Origin of the sequence: Alkalihalophilus pseudofirmus (assembly GCF_029094545.1) — a bacterium.
GTDB classification, from domain to species: Bacteria; Bacillota; Bacilli; order Bacillales; family Bacillaceae_D; genus Alkalihalophilus; species Alkalihalophilus pseudofirmus.
Genome location: NZ_CP117835.1, coordinates 2,085,963 through 2,099,123, shown reverse-complemented (window position 1 = coordinate 2,099,123; position 13,161 = coordinate 2,085,963). Strand labels below are relative to the sequence as shown.

14 protein-coding genes and 1 pseudogene are annotated in these 13,161 nt (G+C 38.5%); 13 read left to right on the top strand and 2 right to left on the bottom strand.

Translation table 11 applies throughout. The features are described 5' to 3' along the window. Nucleotides 1-213: 213 nt before the first annotated feature. The 7 genes and pseudogenes from PQ478_RS11305 to PQ478_RS11275 all read left to right on the top strand — a co-directional run bounded on the left by PQ478_RS11305 (nucleotide 214) and on the right by PQ478_RS11275 (nucleotide 7,502). Nucleotides 214-474 carry a hypothetical protein gene (locus PQ478_RS11305; RefSeq protein ID WP_289234267.1) on the top strand — a complete coding sequence of 87 codons (261 nt, stop codon included), beginning with the start codon at nucleotides 214-216 and terminating at the stop codon, nucleotides 472-474. 373 nt (nucleotides 475-847) lie between these two features. After that, nucleotides 848-1,579: pseudogene (locus PQ478_RS11300) on the top strand (SDR family NAD(P)-dependent oxidoreductase). Between the two features lie 21 nt (nucleotides 1,580-1,600). Beyond that, entirely contained in the window at nucleotides 1,601-2,113 is a 513-nt protein-coding gene (locus PQ478_RS11295) for a PadR family transcriptional regulator (protein WP_289234266.1), read from the top strand. Nucleotides 2,114-2,470: 357 nt separating this feature from the next. After that, a complete protein-coding gene (locus PQ478_RS11290; protein WP_289234265.1) occupies nucleotides 2,471-3,643 on the top strand; it encodes a thiolase family protein in 1,173 nt (390 codons plus the stop codon). A gap of 117 nt (nucleotides 3,644-3,760) precedes the next feature. Beyond that, nucleotides 3,761-4,174: an acyl-CoA thioesterase gene (locus PQ478_RS11285; protein ID WP_289234264.1), complete on the top strand. Its 414-nt coding sequence runs from the start codon at nucleotides 3,761-3,763 to the stop codon at nucleotides 4,172-4,174. Between the two features lie 74 nt (nucleotides 4,175-4,248). Continuing rightward, nucleotides 4,249-5,886: a long-chain-fatty-acid--CoA ligase gene (locus tag PQ478_RS11280; RefSeq protein WP_289234263.1), complete on the top strand. Its 1,638-nt coding sequence runs from the start codon at nucleotides 4,249-4,251 to the stop codon at nucleotides 5,884-5,886. A gap of 254 nt (nucleotides 5,887-6,140) precedes the next feature. Then, complete coding sequence (locus PQ478_RS11275) at nucleotides 6,141-7,502, top strand: hypothetical protein (protein ID WP_075683017.1); 1,362 nt, start codon at nucleotides 6,141-6,143, stop codon at nucleotides 7,500-7,502. Between the two features lie 390 nt (nucleotides 7,503-7,892). On the opposite strand, the gene PQ478_RS11270 is transcribed toward PQ478_RS11275, so the two are convergent. Next, nucleotides 7,893-8,699 carry a hypothetical protein gene (locus PQ478_RS11270; protein WP_289234262.1) on the bottom strand — a complete coding sequence of 269 codons (807 nt, stop codon included), beginning with the start codon at nucleotides 8,697-8,699 and terminating at the stop codon, nucleotides 7,893-7,895. A 113-nt stretch (nucleotides 8,700-8,812) separates the two neighbouring features. Between PQ478_RS11270 and PQ478_RS11265 the strand changes: the two genes are divergently transcribed. The 6 genes from PQ478_RS11265 to PQ478_RS11240 all read left to right on the top strand — a co-directional run bounded on the left by PQ478_RS11265 (nucleotide 8,813) and on the right by PQ478_RS11240 (nucleotide 12,306). Beyond that, nucleotides 8,813-9,370, top strand: a complete 558-nt coding sequence (locus tag PQ478_RS11265; RefSeq protein ID WP_289234261.1) for a GNAT family N-acetyltransferase — start codon at nucleotides 8,813-8,815, stop codon at nucleotides 9,368-9,370. After that, nucleotides 9,363-9,794 (top strand): hypothetical protein, encoded by a 432-nt coding sequence (locus PQ478_RS11260; RefSeq protein WP_289234260.1) that lies wholly within the window; start codon nucleotides 9,363-9,365, stop codon nucleotides 9,792-9,794. The genes PQ478_RS11265 and PQ478_RS11260 overlap by 8 nt, the downstream gene beginning before the upstream one ends. Nucleotides 9,795-9,806: 12 nt before the next feature. Next, a complete protein-coding gene (locus PQ478_RS11255) occupies nucleotides 9,807-10,844 on the top strand; it encodes a serine hydrolase domain-containing protein (protein ID WP_289234259.1) in 1,038 nt (345 codons plus the stop codon). Between the two features lie 84 nt (nucleotides 10,845-10,928). Further along, nucleotides 10,929-11,360, top strand: coding sequence for a DinB family protein (locus PQ478_RS11250; RefSeq protein ID WP_289234258.1), 432 nt, complete (start codon nucleotides 10,929-10,931; stop codon nucleotides 11,358-11,360). Between the two features lie 20 nt (nucleotides 11,361-11,380). After that, nucleotides 11,381-11,827, top strand: coding sequence for a GNAT family N-acetyltransferase (locus PQ478_RS11245; protein ID WP_289234257.1), 447 nt, complete (start codon nucleotides 11,381-11,383; stop codon nucleotides 11,825-11,827). A 14-nt stretch (nucleotides 11,828-11,841) separates the two neighbouring features. Continuing rightward, nucleotides 11,842-12,306, top strand: coding sequence for an ASCH domain-containing protein (locus PQ478_RS11240; RefSeq protein WP_289234256.1), 465 nt, complete (start codon nucleotides 11,842-11,844; stop codon nucleotides 12,304-12,306). A 4-nt stretch (nucleotides 12,307-12,310) separates the two neighbouring features. Here PQ478_RS11240 and PQ478_RS11235 read toward each other — a convergent pair whose 3' ends face one another. Further along, nucleotides 12,311-12,640 (bottom strand): hypothetical protein, encoded by a 330-nt coding sequence (locus PQ478_RS11235; RefSeq protein WP_289234255.1) that lies wholly within the window; start codon nucleotides 12,638-12,640, stop codon nucleotides 12,311-12,313. Nucleotides 12,641-13,161 lie beyond the last annotated feature (521 nt).

The window sequence follows — 13,161 nt, the reverse complement described above, 5'->3', positions numbered from 1 at the left end:
TAAACCAGTATACCCAAAGATGTTTTGAACAAGAAAACTATAATATAACTAGACTAAGTTTCCAAAAATCTGGTATGGTTTATCATATAGATTTCCATTTGGTCGATTATAATTCCCGTGAGGAAGCCATTTATATGGTCGAGCCATTTGTTAAAAAAGTGACAATTATAGTGGCAAATAAGTAGAGAGAAACATAGTGGAGGAGTGATTAATGTGACAAAGGTATTTGAAGCAACGTATGAAGGACGTCAAATCCGAGTCGAAAATAGCTGGTTTAGCGGGGAGAAGCTCTATGTAGATGGGAATTTACAAGATCAAAACCTAGGTCTCTCATTAAGATCCACTTTACAAGGTCAGTTAACTGATCAAAACGGCGAGAAAAGAAATATAAAAGTAACAGTTGGTGGCACCTTTAAAATTCAATGCAAAATTTTTGTTGATCACGCATTGATCTATCCTGAGGAACAAAAGTAATGGCGGGGTGGTTTAATGTAGGGGTCTCGTGCTTGGGCGCAATTAGTCAGAAAGTATATACAATCAAGCTTTCAACTGACGCATATCTGAGCTGAATAGACGCAATTGAACCACATCAGCGCATATACTTGTCCAATCGACGCAATAAAACAGTGGACCAGAACAATAGCTCTCTCAAGCAACACAATTAACCTCTCAAAAGGCGCAATCAACAAACCTAAAAAGAGCTGACACACATCAGCTCTTTTTTTAATGCAAAACATGCTAATCCTTCAAGACTATTCCTTTGAAAAGCTGTGAAGGCCTTATACTATACTTATACTTTGCACAAAGTAATTTGAACAAAGTAAAAAGACGTCCAGGGGGATTAAAAATGAGAGTAAAAGATAAAGTAGCGATTGTAACAGGTGGAGCATCAGGGATTGGAAAAGAGATTGTACGATTATTTAAATAGGAAGGTGCAACGGTAATTGCAGCTGATATCAATGAAGAAGCCTTAAAAGAAGTGGCAAAATGGGATCTTGTCCATGCGAAGGTACTTGATGTGTCTTCTGAAGAATCTTGGTCAGCACTCGCTTCGACGGTAGAGGATGAATTTGGTAGAATAGATATATTAGTTAATAATGCAGGAATCTCAAGTGAGAAGCCGTTGGAAGAAATATCAATCAACGATTGGGATGTGATGATGCGTATTAACAGCTTTGGTCCATTTGCAGGGATTAAGCATGTGGCTCCTACTATGGAAAAACAGAAAGCAGGATCAATCGTAAACATCTCTAGTTATACAGCTCAAATCGGACTCGGGTTGAATGCATATTCCGCTTCAAAAGGGGCGGTGAGAGCCTTATCTAAGGCAGCATCTACTCACTACGGCCGCCAAGGAGTACGAGTAAATGCTATTTTCCCAGGAGTGATTGAAACACCGATGACCCAAGCCTTGCAATCATCAAGTCAAATGTTGAACCAGCTTATTCAAGCAACACCACTAGGCAGATTAGGAAAACCAGAAGACATTGCTAATACCGTTCTATTCTTATCTTCTGATGAGTCATCCTATATTACAGGAGCTGAAATTGTCATTGACGGAGGTTTCTCTGCTCTATAATTTAAATAAGGGAATGTTCTTATGTCCATGCAAATTCTAGTGTTGGCTACACTTAAAAAGAAGCCGAATCACCCATATGAAATCAAACAAACTCTTTATAAAGATGGATGGAATAAATTAATTCTGATTACAGATGGCAACCTATATCAAGCGATCCGAACGTTAACTAAATTAGAATGCATTCGTGAAGTGAAATCGGAGAAAGAGAATAATCGACCCAACCGCACGATTTATGAAATCACACCAACTGGAAAAGAACATCTCCAAGCATCGATTGTATCAGTGTTTGAAAAGCAGCAAACAGATGCAAGAACACTTTATCCAGCTCTCGCTTATATTGAGCATGCAGATAAATCAAACGTGCTGCAGCATATTGGAAGATGGATGAATCAATTAAGTGAAGAGTTGAATCAACGCAAAGAATACAATGATAAAATCAATCAATTGATTCAAGAGCATTATTATGAACAATTAGAGTTGCAGTACAATTGGTTGAAGCGAGTAAATGAGGTTCTAAGAGAGGAAGATTCTTAAATTAAATTAACAGATAAATTAGTCACTCTTAAAGAAGCAACCGATAAAGATCTAGAAGAGTTTTATTATTTGAAGTACGAAGAAACGTTTTCACAAAAAGAAATAAGCGTAGAGATGAGTATGCCACACTGCTCCCTCAATCAGATCGTCCTTATCGAACCTTTTGTAGGACGTAATCCAATTGAAATAACAACCTACCTCACCAACTGAGGTAGGTTGTTATTGTTGGAATAAGAAATTTTTTTGAGTGAAATGATTTTATTTAAATAGAACAAGCATATAAATTTAAAGGAATTGTTTCAATTATCTAGAAAGGTAAAGATGAAGACCTCAAAAATTGATAGAAGGAGGAAAAGGATGTCGAATAGAGATGCAGTGATTGTTTCAGCAGTTCGAACAGCAATAGGTAAACAAGGTGGTGCACTAGCAGGTTTAGATGCCCATCAGTACGGAGCGGTTGTGATTAAAGAAGCGCTTGAGCGGGTTTCGATTTCAGCCGAAATGGTGGATGACGTGATTATGGGGAATGTGTTAAGTGGTGGCGGTAATATCGCTCGCTTAACAGCTCTGCAAACAGGTTTGTCCTTAGAAATCCCTGGTCTAACGATTGACCGTCAATGTGGATCTGGTATTAATTCTATTAACCTTGCAGCACAAGCGATTAAAGCAGGTGATGGGGATGTGTTCGTTGCCGGCGGGGTCGAGAGCATGAGTCGGGCACCTTACTTAATGGATCGTCCAACGAAAACCTATTCACCAGTTCCTCCTAAATTCCGTACTTCTCAACTATCACCTAAAGAAATTGGCGACCCGCCTATGGGGATTACAGCCGAAAATCTTGCAAAGAAATACAGTATTTCCAGAGAAGAACAAGATGAATTCTCTGTGCGAAGTCAACAAAGAATGGCTAGAGCTATGCAAGAAGCTTATTTTAAAGATCAAATTGTTCCGGTAGAGATCCCTGTTAAACGAGGGGAAAGTATTACATTTGATACCGATGAACATCCACGACCTTCAACCAGTCTCGAAGCTTTAACAAAGCTATCCCCAGCATTTCTTAAGGATGGGACTGTAACCGCAGGGAGTAGTTCTGGATTAAATGATGCTGCAAGTGCTGTTGTGATCATGTCTAGAGAAAAAGCAAAAGCTTGCGGGTTAGAACCTTTAGCGGTCATACTAGATTATGCGGTGAGTGGTGTCGACCCTACGATTATGGGGATCGGGCCAGTACCAGCGACCAGAAAGCTGTTAAACAGAGCAGGAATTCAATTGAATAGGATCGATTTAATCGAATTAAATGAAGCGTTTGCAGCACAGGTTATCGCATGTGATCGCGAATTAGAATTTGACCCTGAAAAATTAAATGTTAATGGTGGGGCGATTGCACATGGACATCCATTAGGGGCAACAGGAGCGATTCTTTTAACGAAGGCAATCTATGAATTACAAAGGAGAAATCAATCAACAGCCTTAATTACCGCTTGCATAGGTGGAGGGCAAGGGATTGCTACCTTGATTGAAAGAGAATAACAAAAAGGAAAGAGAAATGAACGTACGCAACTAAAACATACTAACTAGTAGGTATGTTTTAGTTGCAAAGGATATAAATGTGAGTGTTCAGAACGCCATTATACTAAGGAGGCAGAAATGAAATTCGAAACCAATGTAAAAGTGCGCTTCTGTGAAACGGATGCCTTAGGTCATCTTAACAATGTCAGCTACTTTATCTATTTGGAGGAAGCACGTGTAGAATTTTTTAAAGCCCTCAATCCAGATATGACAATCGAAAATTGGAATATCATTTTAGCATCAACTTCATGTGACTTTATTAAACAAGTTTATTTTGACGAAATTCTTTCGATAGAGACATCGGTTGAAAAAATCGGTACATCTAGCTTCCATATTGTCCATGAAGTGTTTAATCCCGCTAAAGAAGTTGTAGCGAGAGGCCGGGCAGCTGTGGTCCATTTTGATTTTCATTCGCAAACAACTCAATCCCTGCCAGATTTTATGAAAGAACGTTTAAACAAGTATTACCAAGAAAAGATATCATCCAACTAGAAGGCAACTTTCACGTGATGGACGAAAGCTTACGATCAGTAATCTTGAAACGACTTAATACAAGGAGGATCACTATGTCCATTTACAACGATAAGCCATGGTTATCGCTTTATCATGAAAGTGTAGAAGAAACAATTGAAGTAAACGATCTCTCGTTAAATGATTTATTTACCCAATCGATTGAAAAATACAAGAACAAAACCGCTTTAACTTTCTATGACCGAACCTTTACCTATGAGCAGGTTGATGGAATCACCAAGCAATATACGTCATCTCTTCATAGTTTAGGATTTTCAAAAGGAGATCGCTTCGCTGTTATGCTTCCGAATACTCCTCACTATCTCTTTACGTTGTTTAGTGTGTCAAAACTTGGTGGCATCGGAGTTCAAGTCAATCCGATGTATATCGAAAGAGAGATTGAACATGTGCTCAAAGACTCCGGGGCAGAATACATGATTGTTTTAGATCAGCTGTATCCACGCGTCAAAAAAATTCAGGAAAAAACAAATCTGAAACATATCATCGTTGTAAGCTTGGGGTCAGAAATAACGGAAATAGAGGAGAATGATTTCTTTTTTAATGACTTCTTATCCTTAGGAACAGAGCAACCACCTCATGTAGAGATTGATCCAGTGGAAGATATTGCAATGCTTCAATATACAGGTGGGACAACAGGTGTGTCAAAAGGGGTTATGCTAACACATCGTAATTTGATGACGAATATAGAACAAATCTATGAGTTTATGTTTAAACCTATTGAGTACCCAGACAATCCGAAAATCATGAGTGTTTTACCTATGTTTCATATTTACGGCTTAACGTGTAACGTCTTTTTGGGATTCAAATGTGGATGTAATCAAATTATCTTACCTCGTTTCGAGCTCCAAGAAGTCGTTGAAACGGTTAAACGACAGAAGCCTTTCCAGTTTTCGGGCGTTCCGACCATGTATGTAGCATTAAATAGTCATCCGAAATTAGAAGAATACGGATTCGATCAAGTATCCTATTTTAATAGCGGAGGCTCAGCTATGCCTATTGAGCAGCTACAGACTTTTGAAAAAAGAACGAACTGTAATTTATGCGAGGGCTATGGTCTGTCTGAAGCCTCACCAACCACTCACTTTAATCCTCCAACGCGAGATAGAAAAGTGGGAAGCGTCGGTATACCACTTCCTGGGTTAGAATCAAAAATAATTAAAGAGACTGATCGTGGTCCGATTGACGTACCTGTAGGTGAAGTAGGTGAGTTACTCGTTAGAGGGCCACAGGTGATGAAAGGCTATTGGCAGCGAGAAGAGGAGACTAATGCCGCATTAAAAGAAGGATGGCTCTATACAGGGGACTTGGCGCGAATGGATGAGGAAGGGTACTTTTATATCGTCGATCGCAAAAAGGATATGATTATTGCAAGTGGGTTCAATGTCTATCCTCGAGAAATTGAGGAAATCCTTTATCAACATCCTGCCATTCAAGAGGTGATTGTCGTCGGTGTTCCAGATGAATACAGAGGAGAAACTGTAAAAGCTTTTATTAATTTAAAAGCAGGTGAAAAGGCGACTGAAGAGGACGTAATTGCCTTTGCAAGAAAATTACTTGCTCCTTACAAAGTTCCAAGCTTTATAGAATTTCGCGATGAACTTCCAAAATCAGCTGTCGGGAAATTATTAAGAAAAAAGCTCCGTGATGAGGAAATAAACAAGGCTCGTTCATAAAGGTCTGTATCGTTCGTAAATCCATTAAGAAAAGCTAGATCCTTAATGGATTTATCATTTTAGAATTAAGGGAACAAAAATTAGAAAATTCAATCTTTTTTATTGACATCGTAAACAAATAGATTTAGAGTGAATATAAAATTAACATACTGACCGGTTAGTTTTTAATTTCAAGGAAAAATGAAAGCGTTTACTTATATGGGGGGGTTATTTGCACCTAAACAAAAATAATGATGAAATAGGGAGGTTGAAAGATGGGAAAAAAACGTACATACGGCGGAATTCAGCCAGGTGTTAAGTGGGGACCTTTTACGATGCGGCTACCTGGGGTACATGTGGCTATTTCGTGGCCTGAAGCAATTCAAGGGGCATTTTTATCGCTTGCTACAGGGGGAGCTCTAGCACCGCTCATGATGCAATTTTTTGAAGTTCCTTTCGAAGTAGCATGGTCGATTTTAACGATTCAATTGTTCTGGGTATGGTCGCAAACAGTACTATTTGGAGATGCCTATGCTGCTGGTTGGATCACCCCAGCGCTCCCTTTAATATTAGTCTTTTTAGGTGGTGTATCACCGGGGTCTGAAGCCGTGCAAGCGATGATAGCAATCACTTTAGTAGTCTCCTTCTTATTTATTTTCTTCGCGATAACAGGCCTTGGACAAAAGTTTAATCAACTAGTCCCCGGGCCCTTAAAAGCCGGGATAATCCTTGGTGCTGCCATAGCTGCATTTATGTCGGAGATTAATCGAGTACAAACATTACCCTTTACACTGATCACCTCATGGATTGTTGTATTAGTACTCATGTTTTCAATACCATTCGGGCGTTTACCAAATACGAAGGCAAAAGTATTGATGGCATCCAATGCGATGCTAGTAAGTTTTATCGTAGCCGGGATTGTTGGAACATTTGCAGGGGAATTAACATTTTCGATTGAGTGGGGATTCTTCATCCCGCAATTTGGTGAATTGCTGGCTACAGTTTCTCCATGGGGAGTCGGCATGCCATCATGGTCATTAATCCTATCTGCAGTTCCCATTTCCCTTATGATTTATGTTTTAGTCTTTGGTGACCTTCTTGTAGCCGATTCGCTATTAAAGGAAGCATCTAAATCGAGACAAGATGAAAAGGTTGATGTCAATCACACTCGTACGCACTGGGCACTAGCCATTCGTAACGTTGGTCAAATGTTTACAGGCGGGGTGCTCATTCCCTTGCATGGCCCGATGTGGACGGGAATTCAAGTATTTATTATGGAGCGTTACAAGTCTGGTCGAAAAGCATTAGATTCTATCTACTCTGGTACCATCAGCTGGTATTTACTATCATTACCATTAGGGTTTTTATTGCCAATTATCGGGCTCATCGTCCCGTTATTACCAGTTGCTCTATCTCTTACGTTATTATTAACAGGGTTTGCCTGTGCTTATGTTGCGATGTCGATGGTAAATGATAATATCTCCCGTGGATATGCATTAGCGATTGGGATGATCACTGCCTTTGTAAGTCCAGCATGGGGAATAGGAGCCGGTATCGTTCTATACTTGCTCTTAATCGGCAAAAATGGTGGTGCTATGGAAGGTACTGCATCAAAAGAGGATAAGCAAGTTTCATAAAGCTTCTATAATTGATATTAAAAAAATCATGCGTTTCTGTTGTAAGCAGGAACGTTTTTCTTTTGCTTAATAAGAGCTATCTCATTTAAAATGTCATATTTGTACTACGATACTGTCAAATGAATTATCTATCACCAGACGATCACTGCTAAGGTGATCGTCTTTCAGATTTAACCTATATAGTGCCACAGTTATAGCGCAACAGTGGTTTAAAAGACGCACAAACTAACGCGCAAAATTTTAAATAAACAACGCAAACGTATCACCGTTGATCTAACCCATTTTATAGTTGAGTAATTCATAGAATGAAGAGGGAAGCACCCTTGGATATTATATACATGGTTTCTTGTCACGTAGATAAGGCCCTTCATTAACAGCTATTGCTCTATACTAAATTTGTTCTGACTCAACTTTCAAAGGTGGTGCATCTTTTTCAGTTGTATAATGTCTTGCTGCTAAGTGTCTAGTGCTGCAGGTGTGACAAGCAATGTTATATATTGTCACCTTATTAGTTGAATGTCTTAGGTCAGTTGTCATTTGTTTTTCAATCAGGTAACTAGATAATTCAGAGCTGTTTGATTGATATAAGTGGTGCAAAATTGCCCTCTCTTTTTCATATTCTTCAGGAAGAACATCGAATAATTTAGTAGTAGAATAATAGCCTGGCGTACAGCTTTTGCATTTATAAACATTTGCTGACAACAAAAACGGAATAGCTAAAGCTCCTGCTACATATCCAGCAACCTCCACCCATAGGGCAGGTACAATTAATACTTGATCTACAGGTATTAGGTGTTGAAAGTTTCGATCTGTATAAAGATTATTCATAAATGAGAAGAAATCTACCTGCTGCCCGGCCATTAATACCACACTCGGATCACTAATATGCGTTCCATCGCCGAAATAATTAATAAACCCATGATCAGAAATAAATGTCGCTTGAAAATGGATAAAAAAGATCGAGATAAAAGTAAGAAGTGAAGTGAAACTAACAAATACTAAATCACCTACCTGCCACTTTCTTTTCTTTCTTAAATAAATGAAATAGCCAAGTGAAGACAGTAAGCCGAGTATGAAGGCACCTAGAGGGAATACCCACACTGCAAAAGAGTGTACAGGAGATCCTAATAAAAGCAGTAGAGAAGAAATCAATACTGTTCCTACGACGGAGACAAGCCCCCATATATACTTCATCATATCAATCAACACCACCTATCTTGGCATAATTATACCATATTATTCTAACCTTTGATAAAAGTGGGTTATTACGATAAAATAGGAGACTAATAGAGAATGGCTGGAGGATTATCATGATCAACATTTCAGGCAAGTTAGTCACTCTTAAAGAAGCAACCGAAAAAGATCTAGATGGACTGTATTATTGGAAGTACGTAGAAGAAGAACAAGCCGCTAAAAAGTGGAATGGACCCTACATACCTGAGCCTGTAATTTCAAAAATGGAATTTAAGCAGCATTGGCAAGAGACTAATGAAATCATTCCAAACACTCCAAGTGCACTAACCATTCATGTTAATGAAAAGCTGATTGGCATTGTCAGCTGTTATTGGGTAGATAAACATACAAATTGGCTGGAAACGGGAATCGTCATCTATGACAAGGAATACTGGAATGGAGGCTACGGTACAGAAGCCTATCGTCTCTGGATTGATTATCTATTTACCACTACAGACTTGCATCGCTTAGGAATGTCTACTTGGTCTGGAAATATACGGATGATGAGAGCAGCTGAAAAGATCGGAATGAAAGAAGAAGCACGGATCAGGCAGGCTAGAACCGTAGAAGGTGAATATTATGACGCGATCAAGATGGGGATGTTGAGAAGTGAGTGGGTTTTATTAAATGAATAATAGAAAACTTTTATTGATCATTTACATGGCAATAATCGTCCTTGCCATCGTTCTTATTATAACAAACAAGCTTAATCCTGTTGGGTATGCGTACTCCTTAAGTGATGATTTGAGTGTGATAACGATTGAAGAGGGATATCTAACAAAAGAAGTGTACCAGTTCGAAGTGGAAACAAGTGAAGCATTACGCATTGTTTTGCCAATTACAGAAGCGAATCAACTATGGGAGTTGAACGTAGCCATCTTCGCATTACTCGTAGCAACCTTTAACTTGATCTATCCAAAAGTGATTAAACCGCAAACTTATTCAAAGTGGATTACAGCAGGTTTTATCCTGCTGCTCATCGTATTAGCAGCCTTTCATTTTAATGCTCATCTAGAATTGCACCGTACGATTTCTGAAATAATTCATTCCAGTCAGTAAGGGAGACTTAATATGAAGGCTAACATAACGAAAATTATATCCGATATTCAAAAAGCAAATTACTTTTCAGGTTCGATTTTGGTTACAGAAAATGAAAATGTGTTGGTAGAAACGTCTTTTGGACATGCTAACCGCTCTGAAAAGCTTAAGAATGACACATCTACAAGGTTTGGAATTGCATCAGGAAGTAAGCTCCTAACAGCAATAGCTATTTGCCAGCTAGTAGAGAACGGAAAGCTATCATTCGATACAAAATTATCTGATTGCCTTAAAGTAGACTTTCCGCACTTTGATAAAAACATAACAGTTCATGATCTTTTAACCCATACTTCTGGCATCTCAGATTATTTTGACGAGGAACTAATGGACGATTTTGAAGAGCTTTGGTCTGAATTTCCGATGTATCAATTAAGGAGGTTAAGTGGGTTCCTGCCTCTTTTTCAAAATAAAAAGATGAAATTAAAAGTCGGAGAAAGGTTTCATTATAACAATGCAGGATATATCATACTCGGATTAATTATTGAAGAAGCAAGTGGTTTTACCTTTACGGATTACATCCAAACATTTATTTTTAATAAAAATAATATGAAAGATTCTGGATACTTTGAATTTGATGCGCTGCCCCAAAATACAGCTATAGGATATATTGATTTACCTAGTGGAAAGTGGAAGACAAATATCTATTCATTACCTGTCAAGGGTGGTTCAGATGGAGGAGCATTTATCACAGTTAACGATATGACGAAACTTTGGAATGCGCTTATGAATTACTCCATACTAAATGAGAAACACACCAAGCTCCTGCTTAACCCTCATGTCAATGTTGAAGAAGAGGTTCATTACTACGGTTATGGTGTATGGATTAAGAAGAACCAAACATCTGTTGAGAAGTATCATGTAATGGGCTATGACCCTGGTGTATGTTTTCACTCTTCTTATTATCCAGAAGCTTCAATTTCCATTGTTGTTTGTTCCAACAAGTCTGATGGAGCTTATGATATTGTTAAAGTATTAGAGAAAGAGTTGATTAGTAATCATTTAGATTCATGAAATACTTGATATTGACACGATTTGAGAAACGGAAGTGAGGTGAACTAGCTTTGCATGATGATAAAGCTTATGTTTTAGCTCATTATGCATTCAATAGAGTTTGTCCAATCATTAGAACATTTAACTGACCAAGAATGGCGTACCGCAATAAGTAGTGGAAAATGGACTGTCGCAGAAATAGTTGGCCACCTCATTCCTTGGGATCAATTTGTGATCGACAAACGACTACCTTACCTATTTACTAACAAGCCACTGCTAATAGGACCAGATGCGCATGCACTAAATGAGCAATCAGCAAGTTTAAGCAGGAGACAGAGTAAACAAACGACCATCAGCCAATTTATTTCTACTAGGACTCATTTACATAACAATGTTCAGGAGATTGCAAATGAATATTGGAAGACGTCCTTCATTATAGGAACGTCAACTCTCACTCTTAATGATTATTTAATAGGGCTGATACAACATGACTTACACCATTTTGAACAAATCAGATCTGCCTTAAACAAGTATTAGCTAGAAATGGAGGATCTTTCATGATTCGAAAAGCGACCGAAAAAGACATTCCTAGCTTAGCAAGTCTAATGGGTGAGTTGGGGTATCCGACAACTAGTGAAGAGATGGAAACACGATTTAATAAAATTCAAGCTAATCCTGACTACAATACCCAAGTTGCGGAGATGAATGGTGAAGTTATAGGCATGATTGGCATGATTTTAGGAACTCATTATGAAAGAAATGATCATTACATACGTATAGTCGCTTTCGTCGTTGCATCAAATTACAGGAATAGTGGTATTGGGGCTGCTCTGCTTAATAAAGCGGAGGAATGGGCCATAGAAAATCAGATTGTGAAATTAGTATTGAACAGCGGTAATCGTGACGAGCGAGACGGTGCTCATCAATTTTATACAAACAGAGGATTTGAAGGAAAAGCTACGGGTTTTTATAAGATTCTACCCTATGATTTTGACACAAACTAATAAAGAAAGAGTGAATGAAATTGAATAATAATACATCTATTACACAACTATGGGAAACCTTCCGTAAAAGCAATCCCAATGCACCAGAGGAATATTCAGCCTGGGCCTTTGGAGATTCCAAGGAAATGGCAGATGAGCTTGCCTTATTAGTCGTTGAAGGAGTGAAAACAGCGACGGCATCAAACTTTACGCTGTATGAACTCGAAAATGAAGCATTGCCGCAAGTGGGTCAGCTGAATATCATTTTAAATGGAGAAGGAGATGCCGCAGCAATTGTGCAAACAACGTCAGTCGAAGTTATTCCATTTGATGAAGTGACAAAAGAACATGCGTATTTAGAAGGCGAAGGGGACCGGTCGTTAGCTTATTGGCGTGATGTGCATGAGACGTTTTTTAGAAAAGAGTTTGATCAAATTGAAAAAGAATTCACCTATAAAATGCCCGTTGTTTGTGAGAGGTTTGAAGTCGTTTATAAGTAAGATGTTACTTCTTATTTTGATCGGACATTTTCGCTAATTGCTGCTGTAATTGCTCCATTTGGCTCTCTAATTTGGCAAAACGTTCGTCCTGCTCCTGTTGAGATTTAAGATTATCAAAATTACTTGAGATCTCCTCATCTATAGCAAGCCTTGCTGAATAAGCAGCTAAAGCATCACCAATGGTCGTAATAATCCCTGCTATTAATCCTAATCGCAGGCTCAAGCTAACGTTATAAGGATTATCTTGTGGTGAAGGACCAGGCTGCTGGTTATTAGATGGGAGCGAATTATCCGAATCATTGTTAGCAAATGTAGCAGGAATTTGCCTGTTCATGTCACCACCACCTCACTTAGAATCGTTAGTTTATCTTATGAGAGGCATGGGCCTAGGTTGCTTGTATAGGTTTAAAAAGACCTAAATAATGATGAGTGAAGAAGCTTTCCGGTATTAACGGGCGCAATTAATACATAAGTGAATACAATAACAAACTATATTCGCGCATATAGTATCAATACTGGCGCAATAAGTGAGAATCGACGCACTTACACTCTCAACAGGAGCATTTAAGACAAACACCAACGCAATTGCAACGGTAAGCAAAGCAATAATCAATTCAATACATACAATTAATTCATTCTCACCAAACCAATAAGCTGCACTTTATCAAATCCTTGTAATAAAAGGAGAGAAACTATGAGAGAGAAATTAACTCCACTGCTACTCATCTTAGCAGGCGCAGGAATTGGGCTCCTCGGCTTTTTATTCTTCCTGTATGTCTTCATCCCTAACTTGATGTAACTGAACACAGCAAGTTTCTACTGATCGTTTAATCGACAAAAAGGGGACAAAATTAC